This is a genomic window from Tropicimonas marinistellae (genome assembly GCF_001509585.1).
GTDB classification, from domain to species: Bacteria; Pseudomonadota; Alphaproteobacteria; order Rhodobacterales; family Rhodobacteraceae; genus Tropicimonas; species Tropicimonas marinistellae.
Map to the genome: position 1 here is coordinate 191598 of NZ_LNCI01000010.1, position 23573 is coordinate 215170.

Annotated in this window: 16 protein-coding genes; 5 read left to right on the top strand and 11 right to left on the bottom strand. The window is 64.7% G+C overall.

Annotation, left to right across the window (positions count from 1 at the left end; all coding sequences use genetic code 11):
* Positions 1–40: 40 nt before the first annotated feature.
* Together rpoB and rpoC are read left to right on the top strand one after the other, a co-directional pair.
* Positions 41–4177, top strand: coding sequence for a DNA-directed RNA polymerase subunit beta (gene rpoB, locus ARC39_RS20380; protein WP_068117054.1), 4137 nt, complete (start codon positions 41–43; stop codon positions 4175–4177).
* 74 nt (positions 4178–4251) lie between these two features.
* On the top strand, positions 4252–8499 hold the full coding sequence (gene rpoC, locus ARC39_RS20385) for a DNA-directed RNA polymerase subunit beta' (protein ID WP_068117056.1): 4248 nt from the start codon (positions 4252–4254) through the stop codon (positions 8497–8499).
* 151 nt (positions 8500–8650) lie between these two features.
* On the opposite strand, the gene ARC39_RS20390 is transcribed toward rpoC, so the two are convergent.
* The 8 genes from ARC39_RS20390 to surE all read right to left on the bottom strand — a co-directional run bounded on the left by ARC39_RS20390 (position 8651) and on the right by surE (position 16123).
* Positions 8651–9784, bottom strand: coding sequence for an ABC transporter permease (locus ARC39_RS20390; RefSeq protein ID WP_068117059.1), 1134 nt, complete (start codon positions 9782–9784; stop codon positions 8651–8653).
* The gene (locus ARC39_RS20395; protein ID WP_068117061.1) at positions 9781–10713 is read right to left on the bottom strand and encodes an ABC transporter ATP-binding protein; all 933 of its coding nucleotides are present in this window, start codon (positions 10711–10713) and stop codon (positions 9781–9783) included. The genes ARC39_RS20390 and ARC39_RS20395 overlap by 4 nt, the downstream gene beginning before the upstream one ends.
* A complete protein-coding gene (locus ARC39_RS20400; protein ID WP_068117066.1) occupies positions 10710–11666 on the bottom strand; it encodes an HlyD family secretion protein in 957 nt (318 codons plus the stop codon). The genes ARC39_RS20395 and ARC39_RS20400 overlap by 4 nt, the downstream gene beginning before the upstream one ends.
* Complete coding sequence (locus tag ARC39_RS20405; protein WP_068117068.1) at positions 11663–12322, bottom strand: CerR family C-terminal domain-containing protein; 660 nt, start codon at positions 12320–12322, stop codon at positions 11663–11665. The genes ARC39_RS20400 and ARC39_RS20405 overlap by 4 nt, the downstream gene beginning before the upstream one ends.
* A 127-nt stretch (positions 12323–12449) precedes the next feature.
* Positions 12450–13292 (bottom strand): c-type cytochrome, encoded by an 843-nt coding sequence (locus tag ARC39_RS20410; RefSeq protein WP_068117070.1) that lies wholly within the window; start codon positions 13290–13292, stop codon positions 12450–12452.
* 111 nt (positions 13293–13403) lie between these two features.
* Positions 13404–14591, bottom strand: a complete 1188-nt coding sequence (locus tag ARC39_RS20415; RefSeq protein WP_068117072.1) for a M23 family metallopeptidase — start codon at positions 14589–14591, stop codon at positions 13404–13406.
* A 105-nt stretch (positions 14592–14696) separates the two neighbouring features.
* On the bottom strand, positions 14697–15338 hold the full coding sequence (locus ARC39_RS20420) for a protein-L-isoaspartate(D-aspartate) O-methyltransferase (RefSeq protein ID WP_068117079.1): 642 nt from the start codon (positions 15336–15338) through the stop codon (positions 14697–14699).
* Positions 15335–16123 (bottom strand): 5'/3'-nucleotidase SurE, encoded by a 789-nt coding sequence (gene surE / locus ARC39_RS20425; protein ID WP_068117082.1) that lies wholly within the window; start codon positions 16121–16123, stop codon positions 15335–15337. Before surE ends, ARC39_RS20420 begins: the two co-directional genes overlap by 4 nt.
* A 288-nt stretch (positions 16124–16411) precedes the next feature.
* On the opposite strand from surE, the gene ARC39_RS20430 reads away from it, so the two are divergent.
* Positions 16412–18151, top strand: a complete 1740-nt coding sequence (locus ARC39_RS20430) for a M10 family metallopeptidase C-terminal domain-containing protein (RefSeq protein WP_068117084.1) — start codon at positions 16412–16414, stop codon at positions 18149–18151.
* Positions 18152–18286: 135 nt separating this feature from the next.
* Here the strand turns inward: ARC39_RS20430 and ARC39_RS20435 are convergent, their stop codons facing one another.
* Both ARC39_RS20435 and ARC39_RS25705 read right to left on the bottom strand, forming a co-directional pair.
* Positions 18287–18970: an SDR family NAD(P)-dependent oxidoreductase gene (locus ARC39_RS20435; RefSeq protein WP_068117088.1), complete on the bottom strand. Its 684-nt coding sequence runs from the start codon at positions 18968–18970 to the stop codon at positions 18287–18289.
* 46 nt (positions 18971–19016) lie between these two features.
* Entirely contained in the window at positions 19017–19268 is a 252-nt protein-coding gene (locus ARC39_RS25705; protein ID WP_149866498.1) for a hypothetical protein, read from the bottom strand.
* A 356-nt stretch (positions 19269–19624) separates the two neighbouring features.
* Between ARC39_RS25705 and ARC39_RS20445 the strand changes: the two genes are divergently transcribed.
* Together ARC39_RS20445 and ARC39_RS20450 are read left to right on the top strand one after the other, a co-directional pair.
* On the top strand, positions 19625–21436 hold the full coding sequence (locus ARC39_RS20445) for an SLC13 family permease (RefSeq protein WP_068117094.1): 1812 nt from the start codon (positions 19625–19627) through the stop codon (positions 21434–21436).
* Positions 21437–21555: 119 nt separating this feature from the next.
* The gene (locus tag ARC39_RS20450) at positions 21556–21978 is read left to right on the top strand and encodes a globin family protein (protein WP_068117097.1); all 423 of its coding nucleotides are present in this window, start codon (positions 21556–21558) and stop codon (positions 21976–21978) included.
* A 23-nt stretch (positions 21979–22001) separates the two neighbouring features.
* Here the strand turns inward: ARC39_RS20450 and purF are convergent, their stop codons facing one another.
* Positions 22002–23489 (bottom strand): amidophosphoribosyltransferase, encoded by a 1488-nt coding sequence (gene purF, locus ARC39_RS20455; protein ID WP_068117099.1) that lies wholly within the window; start codon positions 23487–23489, stop codon positions 22002–22004.
* Between the last annotated feature and the right edge of the window lie 84 nt (positions 23490–23573).

Genomic DNA, 23573 nt, shown 5'->3' on the forward strand with positions numbered 1-23573 from the left:
CGGCGTTGCACAATGCGACAGACGAAAGGTGACATACCACATGGCGCAGACCTTCCTTGGCCAGAAGAGACTCCGCAAATACTACGGCAAGATCCGGGAAGTCCTGGAAATGCCGAACCTGATCGAGGTTCAGAAATCTTCCTATGACCTGTTCCTGAAATCCGGCGACGCGCCCGACCCCCGCGATGGCGAAGGCATCATGGGTGTCTTCCAATCGGTCTTCCCGATCAAGGATTTCAACGAGACCGCCGTGCTCGAATTCGTCAAGTACGAGCTGGAAAAGCCGAAATACGACGTCGAAGAATGCATGCAGCGCGACATGACCTACAGCGCACCGCTCAAGGTGACGCTGCGCCTGATCGTGTTCGATGTGGACGAGGACACCGGCGCCAAATCCGTGAAGGACATCAAGGAGCAGGACGTCTTCATGGGCGACATGCCCCTGATGACGCCCAACGGCACCTTCATCGTCAACGGCACCGAGCGGGTCATCGTCTCCCAGATGCACCGTAGCCCCGGCGTGTTCTTCGACCACGACAAGGGCAAGACGCATTCCTCGGGCAAGCTGCTCTTCGCCTGCCGGATCATCCCCTACCGCGGCTCCTGGCTCGACTTCGAATTCGACGCCAAGGATATCGTCTACGCCCGCATCGACCGCCGCCGCAAACTGCCCGTCACGACGCTGCTCTATGCCCTGGGTCTCGACCAGGAAGGCATTTGCGATCACTACTTCGACACCGTCGACTTCAAGCTGGAAAAGGGCAAGGGCTGGGTCACCAAGTTCTTCCCCGAGCGTGTGCGCGGCACCCGGCCGGCCTTCGACCTTGTGGATGCCGCCACCGGCGAAGTGATCTGCGAGGCGACCAAGAAGGTCACGCCGCGCGCGGTCAAGAAGATCCTCGACGAAGGCACGATCACCGAGTTGCTGGTGCCCTTCGACCAGATCGTCGGCCGCTATGTCTCCAAGGACATCATCAACGAGGAAACCGGCGCGATCTATGTCGAAGCCGGCGACGAACTGACCTGGGAAGTGGACAAGGACGGCGACGTAACCGGCGGCACGCTCAAGGACCTGCTTGACGCCGGCATCACCGAGATCCCGGTTCTCGACATCGACAACGTCAACGTCGGCCCCTACATCCGCAACACCATGGCGACGGACAAGAACATGAACCGCGATACCGCGCTCATGGACATCTATCGCGTGATGCGTCCGGGTGAGCCGCCCACCGTGGAAGCGGCCTCCGCACTCTTCGACACGCTGTTCTTCGACAGCGAGCGCTACGATCTCTCGGCTGTTGGCCGGGTGAAGATGAACATGCGCCTGGACCTCGACGCCGAGGATACCCAGCGGACCCTGCGCAAGGAAGACATCATCGCCTGTATCAAGGCTCTGGTGGAACTGCGCGACGGCAAGGGCGAGGTGGACGATATCGACCACCTCGGCAACCGCCGCGTCCGCTCCGTCGGCGAGCTGATGGAGAACCAGTACCGCGTCGGCCTGCTGCGGATGGAGCGCGCGATCAAGGAGCGCATGTCCAGCGTCGAGATCGACACGGTCATGCCGCAGGACCTGATCAACGCCAAGCCCGCGGCCGCCGCGGTGCGCGAGTTCTTCGGCTCCTCGCAGCTCTCGCAGTTCATGGACCAGACCAACCCGCTGTCCGAAGTGACGCACAAGCGTCGCCTCTCGGCGCTTGGACCGGGCGGTCTGACCCGCGAGCGTGCCGGCTTCGAGGTGCGCGACGTGCACCCGACCCACTATGGCCGGATGTGCCCGATCGAAACGCCGGAAGGCCCGAACATCGGCCTGATCAACAGCCTCGCCACCTTTGCCCGCGTGAACAAGTACGGCTTCATCGAAACCCCCTACCGGGTGGTGAAGGACGGACAGGTGACCGACGAGGTTCACTACATGTCCGCGACCGAGGAAATGCGTCACACCGTGGCGCAGGCCAACGCGCACCTCGACGCAGACGGTCGGTTCGAGAACGAGCTGGTGAACACGCGTCAGGCCGGCGAATACACCATGGCGCCGCGCGACGTGGTGGACCTGATCGACGTGTCGCCGAAGCAGCTGGTCTCGGTCGCCGCCTCGCTCATCCCGTTCCTGGAAAACGACGACGCCAACCGCGCTCTCATGGGCTCGAACATGCAACGTCAGGCGGTTCCGCTCCTACGCGCCGAGGCGCCGCTGGTCGGTACCGGCATCGAGGAAGTGGTGGCCCGAGATTCGGGCGCGGCCATCATGGCCAAGCGCGCCGGCATCATCGACCAGGTCGATGCCCAGCGGATCGTTATCCGCGCCACCGCCGATCTCGAAGTTGGCGACCCGGGCGTGGATATCTACCGTCTGCGCAAGTTCCAGCGGTCGAACCAGAACACCTGCATCAACCAGCGTCCGCTGGTGAAGGTGGGCGACCAGGTTTCCAAGGGCGAGGTGATCGCCGACGGCCCGTCGACCGATATCGGGGAACTGGCGCTCGGCAAGAACGTGATCGTCGCCTTCATGCCGTGGAACGGCTACAACTACGAGGACTCGATCCTGATTTCGGAACGTGTGGCGCGCGATGACGTGTTCACGTCCGTTCATATCGAGGAATTCGAAGTCGCGGCCCGCGACACCAAGCTCGGCCCGGAAGAGATCACCCGCGACATTCCCAACGTCGGCGAGGAAGCCCTGCGCAACCTCGACGAGGCGGGTATCGTCTACATCGGCGCCGAAGTTGGCCCGGCGGACATCCTCGTGGGTAAGATCACGCCCAAGGGCGAAAGCCCGATGACGCCGGAGGAGAAACTCCTGCGCGCCATCTTCGGCGAAAAGGCATCGGATGTACGCGACACCTCCCTGCGCCTGCCGCCGGGGGATTTCGGCACCGTCGTGGAAGTGCGCGTCTTCAACCGCCATGGCGTGGAAAAGGACGAGCGCGCGCTGCAGATCGAACGCGAAGAGGTTGAGCGTCTGGCCCGTGACCGGGACGACGAGATGGCCATCCTCGAGCGCAACATCTATGCGCGTCTCAAGGACATGATCCTTGGCAAGGTCGCGGTGAAGGGTCCGAAGGGCATCGCCCCGAACTCCCAGATCACCGAGGACCTTCTGGAAACGCTCTCCAAGGGCCAATGGTGGCAGCTTGCGCTGGCCGAGGAGGCCGACGCCCAGATCGTCGAGGCGCTCAACGAGCAATTCGACGTGCAGAAGCGCGCGCTTGAAGCCCGTTTCGAGGACAAGGTGGAGAAAGTCCGCCGTGGCGACGACCTGCCGCCGGGCGTGATGAAGATGGTCAAGGTCTTCATCGCGGTGAAGCGCAAGCTTCAGCCGGGCGACAAGATGGCCGGCCGTCACGGCAACAAGGGCGTTATCTCCCGCGTTGTGCCGATGGAGGACATGCCCTTCCTCGCCGACGGGACCCCGGTCGACTTCGTCCTGAACCCGCTCGGCGTGCCGAGCCGGATGAACGTCGGTCAGATCCTCGAGACCCATATGGGCTGGGCCGCGCGCGGTCTGGGCCTGAAGGTCGATGACGCGCTGGACGAGTATCGCCGTTCGGGCGACCTGACCCCGGTGCGCGACGCGATGAAGATCGTCTATGGCGACGATGTCTACGAAGAGGGCATCGCCGACATGGACGAGGATCGTATCGTCGAGGCGGCCGGTCACGTCACCGGCGGTGTTCCGATCGCCACCCCGGTCTTCGACGGGGCCCGTGAAGAGGGCGTCAACGACGCGCTCGGGCGCGCTGGTTTCGACCTGTCGGGCCAGTCGGACCTGTTCGATGGCCGCACCGGCGAGAAGTTCTCCCGTCAGGTCACGGTGGGCGTCAAGTACCTGCTGAAGCTGCACCACCTTGTCGACGACAAGATCCACGCACGGAGCACCGGCCCGTACTCGCTCGTCACCCAGCAGCCGCTGGGCGGTAAGGCGCAGTTCGGCGGTCAGCGTTTCGGGGAGATGGAGGTCTGGGCGCTGGAAGCCTATGGCGCCGCCTACACCCTGCAGGAGATGCTGACGGTGAAGTCGGACGACGTGGCAGGCCGGACCAAGGTCTACGAGTCGATCGTCAAGGGCGAGGACAATTTCGAAGCCGGCGTGCCGGAATCGTTCAACGTTCTCGTCAAGGAAGTGCGCGGCCTCGGCCTCAACATGGAACTCCTGGATGCGGAGGGAGAGGAATAACGGCCTCTCGCCCGAAGCGGGCGGCCTGACGGTCGCCCGGCTCCCCCCTCCCGCACCATTTCAAGGATTTGAAGATGAACCAGGAACTGACCAACAACCCGTTCAACCCGCTGACGCCGCCGAAGGTCTTCGACGAGATCAAGGTGAGCCTCGCGAGCCCCGAACGGATTCTCAGCTGGTCCTACGGCGAGATCAAGAAGCCCGAGACCATCAACTACCGGACCTTCAAGCCCGAGCGCGACGGCCTGTTCTGCGCCCGGATCTTCGGCCCGATCAAGGACTACGAATGCCTCTGCGGCAAGTACAAGCGCATGAAGTATCGCGGCGTCGTCTGCGAGAAATGCGGCGTGGAAGTCACGCTGCAGAAGGTGCGCCGCGAACGTATGGGCCATATCGAACTGGCAGCGCCCGTTGCGCATATCTGGTTCCTGAAGTCCCTGCCCTCCCGCATCGGCCTGATGCTGGACATGACCCTGCGCGACCTTGAGCGCATCCTCTACTTCGAGAACTACGTGGTCATCGAGCCGGGGCTGACCGACCTCACCTACGGACAGCTCATGTCCGAGGAAGAGTACATGGATGCCCAGGACACCTACGGCATGGACGCCTTCACGGCGAACATCGGTGCCGAGGCGATCCGCGAGATGCTCAGCCAGATCGACCTCGAGTCGACGGCCGAACAACTCCGCGAGGAGCTGAAGGAAGCCACCGGCGAGCTGAAGCCCAAGAAGATCATCAAGCGTCTGAAGATCGTCGAGAACTTCCTCGAATCCGGCAACCGTCCGGAATGGATGATCCTCACCGTCGTCCCCGTGATCCCGCCGGAACTGCGCCCGCTGGTGCCGCTGGACGGTGGCCGCTTCGCGACCTCGGACCTCAACGACCTCTACCGCCGGGTCATCAACCGGAACAACCGCCTCAAGCGGCTGATCGAGTTGCGCGCGCCGGACATCATCATCCGCAACGAGAAGCGGATGCTGCAGGAATCCGTTGACGCTCTGTTCGACAACGGCCGCCGCGGCCGGGTGATCACCGGTGCCAACAAGCGCCCGCTGAAATCGCTCTCCGACATGCTCAAGGGCAAGCAGGGCCGCTTCCGGCAGAACCTTCTCGGCAAGCGCGTGGACTTCTCCGGCCGCTCGGTCATCGTGACCGGTCCGGAGCTGAAGCTGCACCAATGCGGCCTGCCGAAGAAGATGGCGCTCGAACTCTTCAAGCCCTTCATCTACTCGCGTCTGGAGGCCCGCGGGCTCTCCTCGACCGTGAAGCAGGCCAAGAAGCTGGTGGAGAAAGAACGTCCGGAGGTCTGGGACATCCTCGACGAGGTCATCCGGGAGCACCCGGTTCTCCTGAACCGCGCCCCCACCCTGCACCGTCTCGGCATCCAGGCGTTTGAACCCACGCTCATCGAAGGCAAGGCGATCCAGCTTCACCCGCTCGTCTGCTCGGCCTTCAACGCCGACTTCGACGGCGACCAGATGGCCGTTCACGTGCCGCTTTCGCTGGAAGCCCAGCTCGAAGCCCGCGTGCTGATGATGTCGACCAACAACGTGCTGTCGCCCGCCAACGGCGCGCCGATCATCGTGCCCTCGCAGGACATGATCCTCGGCCTCTACTATGTCTCGCTGATGCGCGAAGGCATGAAGGGCGAAGGCATGATCTTCTCCGGGATCGAAGAGGTGCAGCATGCCCTCGACGCCGGAGAGGTGCATATGCATGCGAAGATCCAGTGTCGCGTGCCGCAGATCGACGAGCACGGCCAGGAAGTGCTGAAGCGCTACGAAACGACCCCGGGCCGGGTCCGGCTCGGCGCGCTCCTGCCGAAGAACGCCAAGGCGCCTTTCGATCTGGTGAACAAGCTCTTGAAGAAGGGCGAAGTTCAAAAGGTCATCGACACCGTCTACCGCTATTGCGGCCAGAAGGAATCGGTCATCTTCTGCGACCAGATCATGTCCATGGGTTTCAAGGAGGCCTTCAAGGGCGGCATCTCCTTCGGCAAGGACGACATGGTGATCCCCGACAACAAGTGGGAGATCGTCGACAGCGTCAAGGAGCAGGTCAAGGACTTCGAACAGCAGTACATGGACGGCCTGATCACCCAGGGTGAGAAGTACAACAAGGTCGTCGATGCCTGGTCGAAGTGCAACGACAAGGTCACCGAGGCCATGATGAACACCATCTCCGCGAAGCGGAAGGACGAGAACGGCCAGGAACTCGAGCCGAACTCGGTCTACATGATGGCCGATTCCAAGGCACGGGGCTCCGTGACGCAGATGAAGCAGCTCGGCGCCATGCGCGGCCTCATGGCCAAGCCGTCGGGCGAGATCATCGAGACGCCGATCATCTCGAACTTCAAGGAAGGCCTGACGGTGCTGGAGTACTTCAACTCCACCCACGGCGCCCGGAAAGGTCTGTCGGACACGGCCCTGAAAACCGCGAACTCGGGTTACCTGACCCGCCGCCTCGTGGACGTGGCGCAGGACTGCATCATCCGTGACACCGATTGCGGCACCGACCGCGCGATCACCGCTGAACCGGCGGTGAACGACGGCGAAGTCGTGGCCTCGCTCGGCGAGCGGATCCTTGGCCGCGTGGCCGCCGACGACATCCTGCGTCCGGGCACGGACGAGGTGCTCGTGGCCCGCAACGAGCTGATCGACGAGCGCAAGGCCGACGAGATCGAGAATTCCGGTCTCGCCTCGGTACGCATCCGCAGCCCGCTGACCTGCGAGGCCGAGGAAGGCGTGTGCGCCATGTGCTACGGGCGCGACCTTGCCCGCGGCACGATGGTCAACATCGGCGAAGCAGTCGGTATCATCGCCGCCCAGTCGATCGGCGAGCCCGGCACGCAGCTGACGATGCGGACCTTCCACATCGGCGGCGTGGCCCAGGGTGGTCAGCAGTCGTTCCAGGAGGCCAACCAGGACGGCAAGATCGTGTTCCAGAATCCCAATATTCTGGTCAACGATGCCGGCGAGCAGGTGGTCATGGGCCGCAACATGCAGATCGCCATCGTGGACGATCACGGCGCAGAACGCGGCAGCTTCAAGATCGGCTACGGCACGAAGGTCTTCGTCAAGGACGGCGCCACCGTCGCCCGCGGCGACAAGCTCTTCGAATGGGATCCGTTCACCCTGCCGATCATCGCCGAGAAGGCCGGTACCGCGAAGTTCGTGGATTTGATCAGCGGCATCTCCGTACGCGAGGAGACCGATGATGCCACCGGCATGACCCAGAAGATCGTGTCCGACTGGCGCTCCGCGCCCAAGGGCAACGAACTCAAGCCGGAGATCATCATCGTCAATCCCGAAACCGGGGAGCCGATACGCAACGAGGCGGGCAACCCTGTCACCTACCCGATGTCGGTGGATGCCATCCTCTCGGTCGAGGACGGCACCGCCGTCAAGGCCGGCGACGTTGTGGCGCGTATCCCGCGCGAGGGCGCGAAGACGAAGGACATCACCGGCGGTCTGCCGCGGGTGGCCGAACTCTTCGAAGCACGCCGTCCGAAGGATCACGCGATCATCGCGGAGGCCGACGGCTACGTGAAGTTCGGGCGCGACTACAAGAACAAGCGCCGGATCTCCATCGTGCCGGGCGACGATTCTCTGGAGCCCGTCGAGTACATGGTGCCCAAGGGCAAGCACATCCCGGTGCAGGAAGGCGACTTCGTGCAGAAGGGCGACTACATCATGGACGGCAACCCGGCGCCGCATGACATCCTGGCGATCATGGGTGTCGAGGCGCTCGCCGATTACATGATCGACGAGGTGCAGGACGTCTACCGGCTTCAGGGCGTGAAGATCAACGACAAGCACATCGAGGTGATCGTTCGCCAGATGCTGCAGAAGTGGGAGATCCTCGACTCAGGCGAGACCACGCTGCTCAAGGGCGAGCACGTGGACAAGACGGAGTTCGACGCGGCCAACGAGAAGGCGCTCGACCAGGGCCGGCGTCCGGCCGAGGGTCAGCCGATCCTTCTGGGGATCACCAAGGCCAGCCTGCAGACCCGCAGCTTCATGTCCGCCGCCTCCTTCCAGGAGACCACGCGCGTGCTGACCGAAGCCTCGGTCCAGGGCAAGAAGGACAAGCTGATCGGCCTGAAGGAGAACATCCTGGTCGGTCGCCTTATCCCGGCCGGCACCGGCGGTGCGACCCGTCGCGTGCAGAAGATCGCCCGCGACCGCGACCGCGACGTTATCGAGCAGCGTCAGGCCGAGGCCGAAGCCGCCGCCGCCCTGGCTGCGCCGGTGGACGACGTGGTCGGTGGCGATCTGGACGATGCCTTCATCGTGGATACGCCGGAGAGCCGCGACCTCTGATCGCGCGCCATCCCCTGCGAAAATAACCGGACCCCCGCCCATCGGCGGGGGTCTTTTCGTTTCGGGGCTCGGGTGTCGTGGCGCGGTCGCGGTTCGATAGGGCCGCAGGCGGCCGCGCGGCGTGCTGAGTGGCCGGCTTGGGGTCCGTCGCTTAATCCAATGTCCGGCGGAACCGTGTGAGAGCAATACCGGCATAGGCCAGAACGAACACGACGAGTGCAGCCATCGGTGCGGAGACATTCGTCAAGTCGGCCCCCTTCAGCATCACCGCCCGGATCATTCGCAGGAAATGGGTGAGCGGGAAAAGCTCGCCCAGTACCTGCGCCCAGACCGGCATGCCGCGATAGGGGAACATGAACCCGGAGAGAAGCAGCGAGGGCAGAAAGAAGAAGAACGTCAGCTGCATGGCCTGCATCTGGGTTCGGGCCGCGGTGGAGATCGTGTAGCCCAACAGCACGAGCGACAGGACGAAGATGAACACCCCTGTCAGCAACAGCCAGAGCGAGCCCACGAATGGCACGCCGAAGAGCGCCTTGGCCGCCGACAGCACCAGCGCCACCTGCACCGCACCGACACCGAGATAGGGAAGGATCTTGCCCAGCATGATCTCCAGCCCCGTCGCCGGCATGGCGAGCAGGTTTTCCATCGTGCCGCGCTCCACCTCCCGCGTCAGCGCCATGGAGGTCATCATCACCATTGTCATCTGGAGGATCACGCCTAGCAGCCCCGGCACGATATTGTACTGGGTGACGCCCTCGGGGTTGTAACGGCGGTGCACCACCACTTCGAGCTGGCTGCGGGCGGCATCGGCGGCCTCCGCCTCCTGCCCGCTCTCGTGCAGCAGCGCCTCGCTTGCCACCTGCCCAAGGGTGGAGATCGCACCGGACGCGACGGCCGGGTCAGTGGCATCGGCTTCGATCAGGATTTGCGGATTGTCTCCCTTGTCGATACGCCGGTCAAAATCGGACGGGATTGTCACAACAAAGGAAACAGCGCCGCGCTCAATCAGCGCCTCGGCCTCCGCCGCCGACGAGGTGATGTGGTCGAACCGGTAGTAGCCCGTCATCTCCAGCGCCGTGACGATCGCCCGGGAATACCGGTCCTGCGTCGGAGCAACCAGCGCAGCAGGCAAGTCCTTTGGATCGTTGTTGATGGCGAAGCCGAAGAGCAGAAGCTGCATCAGCGGCACGCCGATCATCATGGCAAAGGTGATCCGGTCGCGCCGCATCTGGATCACCTCCTTCCTCAGGAGCGCCCGCAGGCGCCGCAGCGAAAACCAACTCATGCCATGTTGTCCTGCGCTTCGCTCATGAACCGGATGAAGGCATCTTCCAGGCTGGTCTCGGTCGCGCTCATCCGCGTACCGGTTTCCGCGGCCACGTGTTGAACCGAGTCCTTCAACGCCGCGGCATCCCGACCGACCACATGAAGCGACGTGCCGAAGGGCGCGGTTTCCGCCACGCCGGGCATGCCGCGCAGCATCCGTTCCGCCGCCGTCACCTTCTCCATCTCCCCTTCCAGCAGGAAGGTGGTCAGCCCCGCATGGGCGATCACCTCTTCCACGGTGCCGGAGGCGACCAGCTTGCCGTAGGAGATGTAATTGACGAAATGGCAGCGTTCGGCCTCGTCCATGTAGTGCGTGGAAACCAGAACCGTCATTCCCCCGGCGGCAAGGTGGTGGATCTCCTCCCAGAAATCGCGCCGCGCCTTCGGGTCCACGCCGGCGGTCGGTTCGTCCAGCAGCAGCAGCCTCGGCTTGTGCATCACGCAGGCGGCCAGCGCCATGCGCTGTTTCCAGCCCCCCGAGAGCGCACCGGCAAGCTGGTGCTGCCGGCTGGAAAGGCCAAGCCCCTCCAGCACCTCGTCCACCACCTTGCGCAACGGCCGCAACCCGTAGAGCCCGGCCACGAACGCCAGGTTCTCGCGGATCGTCAGGTCCTCGTAGAGCGAGAACCGCTGCGTCATGTAGCCGATTTCGCTCTTGATGCGCCGCGTGTCACGCCCGAGCTGGTAGCCCAGAACCGTGCCCGTGCCGCCATCAGCCGTCAGCAACCCGCACATCACCCGGATCATCGTCGTCTTGCCCGATCCGTTGGGGCCCAGGAAGCCGGTGATCTGGCCACGGTTCACATCCATCGACACATGATCCACCACGGTTCGGTCTCCGAACCGCTTGACCAGCCCTTCGACCCGGATCGCCGGTTCGGTGCTCACGCCGGGTTCTCCGTCAGCCGGACATCGACGATCTGCCCCGGCTTGAGCCAATGCGATGCCGCGTCCGGCCGTGCCTCGACGAGGAAGACCAGCTTCTGCCTGTTGTCGAGCGAGTAGATCACCGGTGGGGTGAACTCCGGCCCATCCGCGACGTAGGTCACCTGTGCGGTCTGCCCCTCCGGGCAGCCGTCGCAATTCACGTCCAGCGTCGAGCCGATGGAGAGCCGGGAGACCTCCGATTGCGGCACATAGAGCCGCAGCAGCACCGCGCCATCCGGCAACATGGAAAGCACCGGCGCCTGCGGCCCGGCAATCTCGCCGTCGGTGCGCAAGATCTCGTGGATTGCCCCGCCTGCCGGCGCCGTCAGGGTGCGCCGCTCCAATTGCCATTCGGCGGCATCGACCCCCGCACTTGCCTGCGCCACCGCCGCCTGCGCCGCGTCGATCTCGTGCGGGCGCGCGGGCAGTTTCGCCACGGCGAGATTGGCCTCCACCTCGGCGATCTTCGCCTTGGCGACGTCCACCCGCGTTCGGGCATCCTCGGCCTCGGCCGAGGGCGAGATACCACGCGCTGCCAGACCTTCCAGCCGCTCGGCCTCCCGCTCCGCCTCTGCCGCCTCGGCGCGGGCGGAGGCAAGCGATGCCTCGATCACCTCGATCTCCTCCTTACGCCGTCCCTCGCGCAGGTTGTTCAACTCGCTTTCGGCGGCTTCCAGCCCGGCGCGCGCCTCGGCAAGGGCGATGGTCGCATCCCGCGTCTCCATCACCGCCAGAACCGCACCCGCCTCGATCCGGTCGCCTCGGTTGACCTTCAACTCCTCGATGCGCGCGGTGGTGATCGGCGCGATCAACCTGTACTCGCCTTCCACATAGCCCGTCGCCAGCGGCGGCAGCCCGGTGCAGGCCGCGAAGAAGGTCGCGAGGACCGGTATCGTGCAAACGAAATCGCTCATGGCTCGGATCTCCGGTTGGCGTCGAACATTGCGCGCAAGTTGGCGAGCAGCACGGCGGTGATCTGCGCCACCTCCGCCTCGCCCATGCCGTCCCAGCCCATTCGGCGTTCGACAATCGACTGGCCGACACGGAAATAGAGAACCTGACCGATCATCGCGAAGACGGTGAGACGGGTTTGCTCGCTCTCCGCCGGCCAGCCGGTGACGACCTCCCAGAGACGGCAGAATGCACGATGGCGCGGTTCCATCGTGCGCTCGTACATGATCGCCACCGCCGGCCCGTCCTCGGACAATTCCCGCATGACGAAGGCGACGATGTCGCTCTCTCCCTGCTCCAGGAGCAGAAAGTGGACGAATGCCGAAATGACCCGCTCGAACTGCGCCAACGCCTGTTCGGGCGTCTCCGCCACCGGCATTTCGACCCTGCCCAGCACACCCGCGACCCGCTCCGCGATGGCGGTACCACAGGCCAGCCGCAAACCCTCCTTGCCGCCGAAGTGGTAGGCGATGGAAGCGACGTTGGTTCCGGCCTTCTGGGCAATGGCGCGCGTGCTGGTTCCACGATAGCCCTCCCGGCCGAACAGCGCGATTGCGGCATCGATAAGCGCCGCGCGTGTCTGGTCGGATGGGCTGAGTGGTGGGTCGGTCGTGGTCATCGGGCGACTCAAAATTCAATCAAACGTTTGATTGAATTTTGCACGTCCCGTTCCACGACGCAAGCCCGGACCCCGCGACACGGGCTCCGGGTGTCAGGTTTTCGTCACGGCGGTCGGGCCACCGTCGTCAGGATTTGTCCGGCAGCGGTGGCAGGCTCCGAAGATAGAGGATGATCGCCGACAGATCGTCCGCCGTCATGCGGGCCAGGTACCCATAGGGCATCGGCGGCAACATCATCGACCCGTCAGGCCGTTTTGCCTGCGTGACCATCGTGGCAATCTCGTCGTCGGAATACTCCGCGAGACCGTCGGCATGGCTGGTCAGGTTCGGCGCGACAGAGACGCCCCAGGGACCGTGGAACTCGAACCCGCCTCGGCCAAGATCGGTCTCCACCATCGGCCCCTGCGGCCCAAATGGCGTATGGCACTCCATGCAATGGGCCACGGGCCCGGCCAGATAGGCGCCGTATTCCTCAGTTACCCCGCGCGGGACGTCGGCCACGGTCTCGACCGGTGGGCCGTAGGCCGGTGGCAACGGGATATTGTAAACGGATTCTCCAGGATCCATCTCAACGGCCGGGACTGTTCGCAAATACGCGACAATTGCCGACAGGTCGCCGTCCGACAACCCACGGTAGAAGGTGAAGGGCATGGGCGGGCCGATGACAGAACCGTCAGGTCGTATGCCCTCCCGGATCGCGCGCGCCAGTTCCGCGTCACTCCAATCCGCAACCCGGCCCGCAGGGGTGATATTTGGCGCGATGGCGGTGAACGCATCGATCTTCTCCACCAGCCGGCCGGCAAGGTCCTGCGCCGCCACTGGCCCCTCCGGTCCAAGCGGCGTGTGGCAGTTTCCACAGCCCGCCGGACCCTGCACAAGGTACTCGCCGCGTTCCTCCATGGTTTCGGCCGCTGCCGAAGACAGCCCCGCGCCAAGCGCGAGGGCCGCAAAGCCCATCCATCTGTTCATAGGTGCCTCCCAGGTTCCTGTTCGCGGGTGGAGCGTAGCACAGGTCCGCGGGAACGCTGACGAAATTCCCTGGGGGAAGGTTTTCGGCACCTCGCGCCCGATCAGGTCATGTCAGTTCAGGTAGGGGGTCGGGTCCACCGCTTCCACGCCTTCGCGCACTTCGAAATGCAGGAACGGCGACGCCGCATCCCGCACCGTGGCAATGGGTTGGCCGCGGCTGACCCTGTCGCCTTTCTTGACCTTCAGGTCTTCCACATTGGCATAGACGGTCAATACACCGCCCTCGTGGCGCAACACCACGATGGGCACCTGGTCGGTGTCTTCGGTGATCGCGGCGACGACGCCGCCGTCCGCGGCCTTCACCGCCTCGCCCGAACTGGCCGAGATGTCGATGCCGTCGTTCCTGCCCTTGCTGAAATCGCGGATGATCGACCCGCCAACGGGCGCCGTCATGCGCGTGCTCGATGCTTCTGTCGCCTGTTGGCCGAGGTCGGGAGATTCCGGTGTGCCTTCCACTTCCGGGCTCTCGGCCGTCGCGGTGGCGGCCACCGGCGCGGTCCGTTCGTCCGGCAGCGGCGCGGCCGCACTTGGCGGCGTCGGGGTCTGGCTGCCCTGCCCCGGCGCCGACGTGGCGCTTGCCGTTGCCGGCCGCGCCGCCGGCCGGTCGATCACCACCGGGATCAACAGGTACTGGCCGGCGCGCACCTCCAGGTCCGGCCCGAGCCCGTTCCACTCCGCCAGCGATTTCGGCGAAACGCCGTAGAGCCGCGCGATGGAATAGGCGGTCTCGCCAGCCGCCACCTGGTGACGCACCGGCTCCTGCCCGATCTGTTGCGACGCGACCTGCGTGCCGCCGCCCGTCGTCCCCGCGCGATCAATGGCACCGCCGGCGAGCGTCTCGATATCCACGTTATCGGCCGGCAGGATCGGCCCGGTGCCCGCGGCCCCGGTCGCCGGCGAGGGCTCCGCCACGCGGCGCGGAAGCGCCAGGATCTCGCCCTGGTTCAGCGGCGCATTCACCGGCACACCGTTGTACCGGGCCAGCTCCTCCGGCGCGATGGTGCCAAGCCGGGCCGCGACATCGGCAACGGTATCCCCCCGCCGGGCCACGACCACCTGGTAATTGGGATAGGAGATGACGCCGCGGTCGTCGGGCCGTGGCCGCGCCGCCGTTTCCACGCTCACCGCATCGCTGGTGTCGAAACCGCGCCCGAGGTCGCGCAAGTCCAGATCAAGCTCGTTGGTGGAACAGGCGCTCAGGGCAACAAGGCTGGCGCAAAGGCTCAGGATCGGGCGCATCGGCTCTCACTCCTCAATCGCAGCGCCCTCTTCTCGGGGCGTCTGGGTAAGTCTCGCGCGGCCGCGGCAAATCTGCCCGCAAACCGCCATTGAAATACATCTCTCTCATTCCCGTCCGAGCCCTTCCAGCAGCGGCACGAAACGCACCGGACAGAGTTCGTCGTAATCGTACCCCTGCTCGGTCCGACGGACCCGGATCAGCGTCTGCACCGCGTCGGACTGGCCGACGGGCAACACCATGATACCGCCGATGCCCAGTTGCGCCAAGAGCGGGCCGGGCGGATCTTCGGCCGCCGCGGTGACAATGATCCGCTCGAACGGCGCATGTTCCGGCAGGCCGTGGCTTCCGTCGCTCAGAAAGGTGGTGATATTGGTCATGCCGAGCCGGTCGAACACGGCCTGCGACTGGTCAACCAGCCGCTTGAACCGCTCCACCGTGTAGACCCGCCGCGCCAGCTGCGACAGGATCGCCGCCTGGTAGCCCGACCCGGTGCCCAGCTCCAGCACCTTGTCGCGCGGATTGACCTCCAGCGCCTGCGTCATCAACCCGACGATCGACGGCTGGCTGATCGTCTGGCCGCAGGCGATGGGCAGCGGCGTGTCGTCATAGGCGCGGTCGGCAAAGAGCCCCTGCACGAAAAGGCCGCGGTCCACGCTCTCCATCGCCGTCAGCACCCGCTTGTCCGTCACCCCCTTGGAGCGCAGCGCGAACAGCAGGCGCATCTTCTGTTCGGCGGTCCAGCTCATTCCAGCGCCGCCTTCAGCGCCGCGATACGGTCATGCGCGGTCAGGTCCGCCCGCATCGGCGTGACCGAAATATAGCCCTCGATATTGGCCTGAACGTCCGTCCCCTCGCCGGTCGCGACATCCTGCGGCCCGCCACGGACCCAGAGATACCGCCGCCCCGAGGGCGCGTGCGTGGCTTCCACCGAGAACCGCACGCCGGGCCGGACCCCCTGAACGGTCACGCGGCGCCCCTTGACGGCCGCCGCCGGGCACGCCGGGAAATTGACATTGTAGAACGTCCGGTATCCGCCGTTGCTCTCCCAGTCGCCCCGGTCGAGCAGGTCCCGGACCAGTGCCGCGCCATGCTCCGCCGCAGCCTCGAACGGATCATCGAGCGCCGCGTTGTGCGGCCCGAAAAACTGCGACAGCGCGATCGCCGGCAACCCTTGAAGCGCGGCTTCCATGGCGCCGCCGATCGTTCCCGAATAGAGCGTGTTTTCACCCGCGTTATTGCCTCGGTTGACGCCGGAAAGCACCAGATCGGGGCGATTCTTCGCCAACACGTCATGCACGCCCGCAAGCACGCAATCCGCCGGGCTGCCCTCCGCGGCGTAGCGCCGCTCACCCATTTTCGCGATCATCGTCGGATGGATGTAGCTGATGCAATGGGCGACACCCGATTGCTCGAAGGCCGGCGCCACGGTCCACACCTCGCCCTCCGGCCCGGCCACCTGTTCCGCGATACGATGCAGGACCGAGAGCCCCGGGGCGTTGATCCCGTCGTCGTTCGTTATCAGAATGCGCATGCCCGGCCTCTTGCTCTCCCGTCCTGCTTAGACCGAGGCCGCAGGTGGGGCAAGTCACCACGCGCCGCGCTGACGCAGCCGCCGCCGCGATCGTGCCGCGCGCGCCAGTCTCGCACCACGTATGCGCGCCCGGCGCCCCGGTCGCACGCCGCCTCGGTCGCTCGTGCTGCGGCCGCCTCCGGCCGCGCTGCGATCTAACGCAGGAAAGTTGACAGGGAAAAGCGTATCGCAGAGGCTGGTTACCCAAGGTAAATAGTAATCCGCGCGCGCACAGGAGCGGCCCTTGCCATGACCTATCTCAACATCGACAACATCGACGTGTCGCTTGGCGACTCGATGGATGCCAATCCCTTCGTCAACGTCACCACAGCGCAATCGCTGATCAACATCATCGACGCCGCCTCACCGGAGACGACGGAGACACATACCCAGGCCAGCCATGTCTGGATCAACAGCCAGCCGCTGGAACTGGAGTTCGATTTCGGGCTCGAATACAACCTCACGGACCTGCACTTCTGGAACTACCACACCGAAACCTACGATGTGGACCGGATCCAGTTCACCTTTCGCGACGCCGACCGCAAGGTCGTTGGCCGGCTGGATTTCACGCCCGATCTCGGCACGGGCGTAGTGCAGACCGCCCAGGATTACCCGCTCGATTTCCCCTCGCGCATCCAATACGTGACCGCGATCCTGTCCGGCACCAACGGCGAGGTGGATTTCAACAACCTTGGGTTCACCGGCGAACGCTTCTGCGAAGACGAGGTCATCGGCACGAAAAAAGACGATCTCTTCGAAAGTTGCGAGGAACCCGTCTTCTACGATGGACGCGGCCACCGCGAAACCGGCGACACCGTCTCCTACTGGACCAGCCCGAAGAAGGTCACGGTCAATCTGGCCAAGGGCGAGGGTCAGTTCGGTGACGCCAAGGGCGACACCTACCGCAACATCGAGAACATCGTTGGCAGCCGCAAGGCAGGCGACCGGCTGATCGGCAATGGTGCGGACAATATCCTGATGGGTGGCGCTGGCGGAGACTGGCTTGACGGCCGCGGGGGCGACGATGCGGCGGATTACAGCCTCAGCCGCGCCGGCGTAAAGATCGACCTTTCCACTGGCCTCAACAAAGGCGGCCATGCCGAGGGCGATACACTCAACGCCATCGAGAACATCATCGGCTCTGACCACGCGGATACCCTGGTCGGCGATGGAGCAGACAATGTCCTGCAAGGTGGCAAGGGCAGCGACCTGCTCGAAGGCCGCAGCGGCGCCGACAGGCTGATCGGCGGCAACGGCAAGGACGAAGCCACCTATCGCGGCTCCTTCAAGGGCGTTCAGGTCAATCTGGAAACGGGCGCGGCCTCTCGCGGCCACGCCGAAGGCGACCGCCTCAAGAGCATTGAGAACCTGTCCGGATCGACCCACAACGACTTGCTTGTGGGCGATGAGAAGGTCAACCTTCTCAGAGGGCTGGGCGGGAACGACACGCTCCGTGGCAGCGCCGGAAAGGACACTCTCATCGGCGGCGGAGGCTATGACACCGCCAGCTACAAGGGCAGTGAGGCTTCCGTCGAGATCCATCTCGGAAAGGAACGGACGGTTGGCGGACATGCCCAAGGCGACCTCTTGATCGGAATCGAAGCCATTGAAGGTTCGCGCCATCAGGATCGGCTGATCGGCGACAGCGGCAGTAACCGACTCGACGGCGGTGGGGGGCGGGACACACTTCGCGGCGGCCTGGGCGACGACATCCTGATTGGCGGCGGCGGCGGGGACAAATTCGTTTTTATCCGGCAGGATTTTTCGCGCGGCCGGTGGGAAGACACCATTTCGGATTTCCAGTCGGGGCTGGATCTCATCGACCTGCGCAGCTTCGGATACGACGGTCTCGGCGATCTGAAGATCCGCGATCTTCCCGGATCGGTTCTCGTGATCACCTCGAAGACAGATGAGGACGATCTGCGGATTCGCGTCGATCTGGGATCGGACGGAAGCGACGTTTTAAAAGCCTCCGATTTCCTCTTCTGACCGCCCCAACCGGTGCACTGACGGCGTGCGCGCGAAGATGTGGACGCGGAAGGCGTTAACGAAAGGTTAATTGGCGCCTGTAACTCTTTGAAAAATATAAGGTCGCGCCATGTCTCACGCGTGAGACACGCCCAATCAGGCGCCGGCCTTCTCGCCCAGCAGCGACACCAGCCGCGCGCCCTCCGCCCCGACATCCGCCAGCGCCGCCCGATCCTCGCCGGGGAAAAACCGCGCCCGCAGCGCGGTCGGGACCGGCTCGGGCCGCAGGATCTCGACCTTGGGTCCGGTCCGCTGCGTCTCCGCCGCCCAGGACCGGACCAGCGCCATCTGAGCGGCCTTGGTGGCCCCGTAGCAGCCAAAGAACGCCTGCCCGGCCCGGTCATCGTCGAGGAAAACGGCGCGCGCGCCTTCGCGGGCGCGCAGGAGCGGCGCCACATAGGTGATGAGGCGCCGCACCGCCTCGACATTGGTCGCCAGGGACCGCTCCCAGTCCTTGCCTTCCACCTGGTCGGTCGGCGTGCGCGGCGCGGCATGCGCGGCCGTGTGGAGCCATAGATCCACCCCGCCCCACCGGTCGTGGATGGACCGGCACAGGTGCTGCATCGCCCCGTCGTCGGTGACGTCGAGCGGCGCGAGCGTCGCTTGCCCGCCACGCGCCTGGATGCGGTCATCGAGTTCTTCCAGCCCGCCCACGGTGCGGGCGACGGCCATTACGTGAAATTCGGGTGCGAGTTGCTCGGCCATCGCCGCGCCGAGGCCGCGCGAGGCGCCCGTCACGAGCGCCAATCGAACGGCAGTGTCAGGGGTCGGTGTCGTCATGAAGGCTGACTGCACCGCCACCCGTGGCAAGGTCAAGCCGAAGCCGTCAATCGGACGGCATTTTCAAGCGCCGTTCCCGGCCGCTTGAGAGATAGACCAGCGAGTCAGCCTCAATCGCGGCGACCCGGCCGCCTTTCAGCCGTTCTCCCGGCCGCACCTTCTCGATCCGTCCCGATGGATGGCGCACGAGCGCGCGGCGGTCGTCGGGGTGGCCGAAGACCCCGATAAGACTCGTCTCGCCGGTTCGGAAGCGGTTCTTCTGGGTCGCCGCAGCGGCCACCCGGGCATTCGTGGACATCGAATATCCTTTCGCTCGCACAACGCCAGCGGACCACAACTCATCTGAGCGCCGCCGGTCGCAATGAAAACCCTGAGAAAAAATCGTCCGCAGTGTCGGGGTCACCGTTTCCGCGGCTGAGTGGAGCGGCGATCTACCACCCTTTGCACCGGGCCGAAAGGGGCGCATTCGCGGGACCGGCAGGATCTGGCCAAAGCCGGTACGCCTGCCGGTGGCCGGCGTCGGCGCCCCCTTCCCCTCAAGCTTGTCCTTCACATGCGGCAGCACGCGCATGGGACGCATCGCGGATTTGGCGGTATGGTGCCAAAGACTTGCCGCTCCCGGTTACGTCCCGGCGATTTTCCACGAGGTCACCTATGCCCAGCGACGCCACCCTCGTCTTCTACCTGATCGGCCTTGCCGCCGTTCTTATGGCGTCGAACAGGGTCCGCTATGACCTGATCGCGCTGCTGGTGCTGGTGACGTTGGCGCTGACGGGCATTCTCACCCCCGCCGAAGCGGTCTCGGGCTTCGGGGCGACGATCATCATCATGGTTGCCGGCCTCTTCGTCGTCGGCGAGATGTTGGACCGCACCGGAGTCGCCCGCACAGTGGGCGATCTTATCCTGAAGCAGGGGCGCGGCCAGGAAGTGCGCCTGATGATCCCGCTCTGCGTCGGCGCGGCACTCCTGGGCTCGGTCATGTCCTCGACCGCGGTGGTGGCGATCTTCATTCCCATCGTGATGCGCGTGGCCCGCGACACCGGAATCAACGCAGCGCGCCTGCTGATGCCCATGTCCTTTGGGGCAATGGTCTCCGGCATGCTGACGCTCATCGGTACCCCCGGCAACCTGGCGGTATCCGATGCGCTGCGCGATGCGACCGGCAAGCCGCTCGGTTTCTTCAGCTTCACCATCATCGGCGTGATCGTGTTGGTGGGCACGGTCGTCTTCTTCGCGTTCGCCGGTCGGCACCTGCTCGGGCCACTGATGGCCGACGGCGCAGACCGCCCGCGCCGCGCCGACCGCTCCTTTGCCGACATGTACCGGGTGCATGGCGTGGAACGGGTTGAAACACTCCGTCTGGAGCAGAGTTTTTCAGGTGCGGACGCCAAGGCACTGGAGGACGCCGCCCCCCGCATCCTCGCACGGCGCCGCCGAGGGCCACGCGGCAATCCGCACACCTCGCTCTACGCGGCGGGCATGGATTTTCAGCAGGGCGACCTGATTGTCGTCACCGGCGACGCGGCGGAGATCGCAGGTTTTTCCGACCGGCCCGGTATCGAACCCGTGGGCAGCTTTTTCGACGACATGAACGCCTGGATCGACACGCTGGGCATCCTTGAGGTCATGATCCATCCCGAAGCCTCGATTCGCGGCCGCAGCCTCGCCGAACTCGGCTTTCGCGAACACTATGGGCTGGAAGTGCTCAACATCCTGCGCGGCACCAAGCCCCTCGGCGACATGCAGAGCACTCCGCTCAAGGGAGGCGACCGTCTGCTGGTGGCCGGAAAGTGGACGCGTCTCGATGCGATCAATTCTGCCGGGCGGGATTTCGTGATCGTGGAAGAACCGGCCGAACGGGCGCAATCGGTGCCCAACTCGAACAAGCTCTGGATTGCCCTAATCATCCTCTTCGCGATGATCGCGGTCTCACTCGGGGGGATGTCGGTGACCATCGCGGTGATCCTGGCGGCGATTGCCGCAGTCATGACCGGTACCGTCAGCACCAACCAGGCCTATCGCTCGATCAAGCTGGAAACGCTTGTGCTGATTGCCGGCATGCTGCCGTTGGCACAGGCGCTGGACAAGACCGGCGGAACGGACATGATCGTCTCCTCGCTCCTTCAAGTGGCCGGCGACGACAACCCGCGCGCGGTGATGTTCGCGCTGTTCTTCCTGACAATGTCGCTCAGTTGGATCCTGTCGAACACCGCGACGCTGGTGCTCGTGGCACCCATTGCGGTCAATGCGGCGCTCTCGATGGGGGTCTCGCCAATGCCCCTGGCCATAGCCGTGCTTGTCGCGGGCTCCGCGGGCTTCGCCTCTCCTGTCTCCTCGCCGGTGGTGACGCTGGTCGTTGGGCCCGGCAACTACAAGTTTGCCGATTTCCTGAAATGCGGCCTGCCGCTCACCCTCTGGGTTGCGTTGGTCACGCTTGTCGCGATCCCGGTTTTCTTCCCGTTCTGAAGCAACTCCGACATCGCTGCGCACTGAAACAAGTGAAGCATTTTCCGGCACGGGCCGAAACATTGCCGCAACGAAGCGGTTTCAGGCTGGACGGGACTTCGGACAAAGGAGACCCGACCATGACCCCAGACACCATTCGCGAAGTGCAGACCAGTTTCCGCGCCGTCGCCGCGATTTCCGACGCCGCCGCCGACATTTTCTACGACAAGCTGTTCGCGGCCGACCCCACCCTGCGCGCGCTCTTTCCCAGCGATCTTGCCGCGCAGAAAAAGAAGCTCATGCAGGCGCTCGCCTTTGCGGTTGGATCGCTTGACCGGGCGGACGCTCTTTTGCCCACGCTGCGCCAACTTGGTGCGCGCCACGCCGGTTACGGTGTGACACCGGAGCACTACCAGACCGTCGGCAGCGCGCTCATCGACACGTTGGATACCGGGCTCGGAGATGCGTTCACGCCGCAGTGTCGCCGCGCTTGGACGGACGTTTACGGCGTTGTCGCCGCCACGATGCAGGAGGGCGCAGCAGAGGTTGCCGACGCCGCCTGACAAAGGTCAGGCCAGCGGCGTGCTCATTCCGCGGCGGTCTTCAGTTTGAACCCGCGTTCAAGCATATCGGCCGGCTCCACCGGGTATTCACCGGAAAAACAGGCATCGCAATATTGCGGGCAATCCGCGGCACGTCCCTCCGCCTCCCCGACGGCACGGTATAGTCCGTCCAGCGAGATGAATTTCAGGCTGTCCACCGCCAGATGCTGCCGCATTTCCTCTTCGGACATCGTGGCGGCCAGCAGCTTCTCGCGCTGAGGCGTATCAACGCCGTAGAAGCACGGCCACGCCGTCGGCGGCGAGGCGATGCGGAAATGCACCTCCTTCGCGCCGGCATCGAGGATCATCTCCTTGATCTTGCGGCTCGTCGTTCCGCGCACCACGGAATCGTCCACGAGGATCACGCGCTTGCCGGCAATCAAGGCCCGATTGACGTTCAGTTTCAACCGCACGCCCATGTTGCGGATCTGCTCGGTGGGCTCGATGAAGGTGCGGCCCATGTACTGGTTGCGGATGATCCCCATCGCGTAGGGGATGCCGCTCTCCTGGCTGTAGCCGATGGCCGCGGGCGTTCCGCTGTCGGGAACCGGGCAGACAAGATCGGCCTCCACCGGGTTTTCACGTGCCAGTTCCACCCCGATCTGCCGGCGCGTTTCATAGACGGACCGGCCACCGAGGATGGAATCCGGCCGGCTGAAATACACGTGCTCGAAGATGCAGAAGCGAGACCGCTTGGCTTCGAAGGGACGGTAGCTCAGCAGGCCACGCTCCGGGGATATCACGACCATCTCGCCCGGCTCGATCTCCCGGATGAAATCGGCACCGATGATGTCCAGCGCACAGGTTTCCGAGCTGAGCACCCAGCCGCCGCCGACACGCCCCAGCACAAGTGGCCGCACGCCCAGCGGATCGCGCACGCCGATCAGCTTGGTGCGAGTCATCGCCACCACGGAAAAGGCACCTTCGACACGGCGGAGCGCATCCTTCATCCGCTCGGGGATGTCGCGCTGCAGGGAACGCGCCATCAGATGGATGATGCACTCGCTGTCGGAACTGCTCTGGAAAATCGACCCGCGGTCGATCAGCTCGCGCCGGAGGGCGTTCGCGTTGGTGATGTTTCCATTGTGGGCGATTGCTGCTCCGCCCATGGAGAACTCGCCGAAAAAGGGCTGCACATCGCGGATCTCGGTACGCCCCTTGGAACCGGCGGTGGAGTACCGGACGTGGCCGATCGCCAAATCGCCGGGCAACGTTTCCATCAGCTTCGCAGAGGTGAAATTGTCCCGCACGTACCCGAACCGGCGCGCCGAATGGAATCCGGTGCCCTGGTTGTGGGTGACGATTCCCCCAGCTTCCTGGCCACGATGTTGTAGCGCGTGGAGCCCAAGGGCGACGAAATTTGCGGCATCGGCGATACCGGTGACCCCGAAAACGCCGCACTCTTCACGGAGTTTATCGTCGTCGAAAGGGTGTGCGGGAAACGGCTGTAGCGTCTCTGGCGCGGCAGACATATGGCAGATGGCTCCGAATCCGGGAGGGTGGCAGCGCCGCCTGTTTACGGTTTTGTACGCCGGGTGTCATCCCCGTGTCACAGA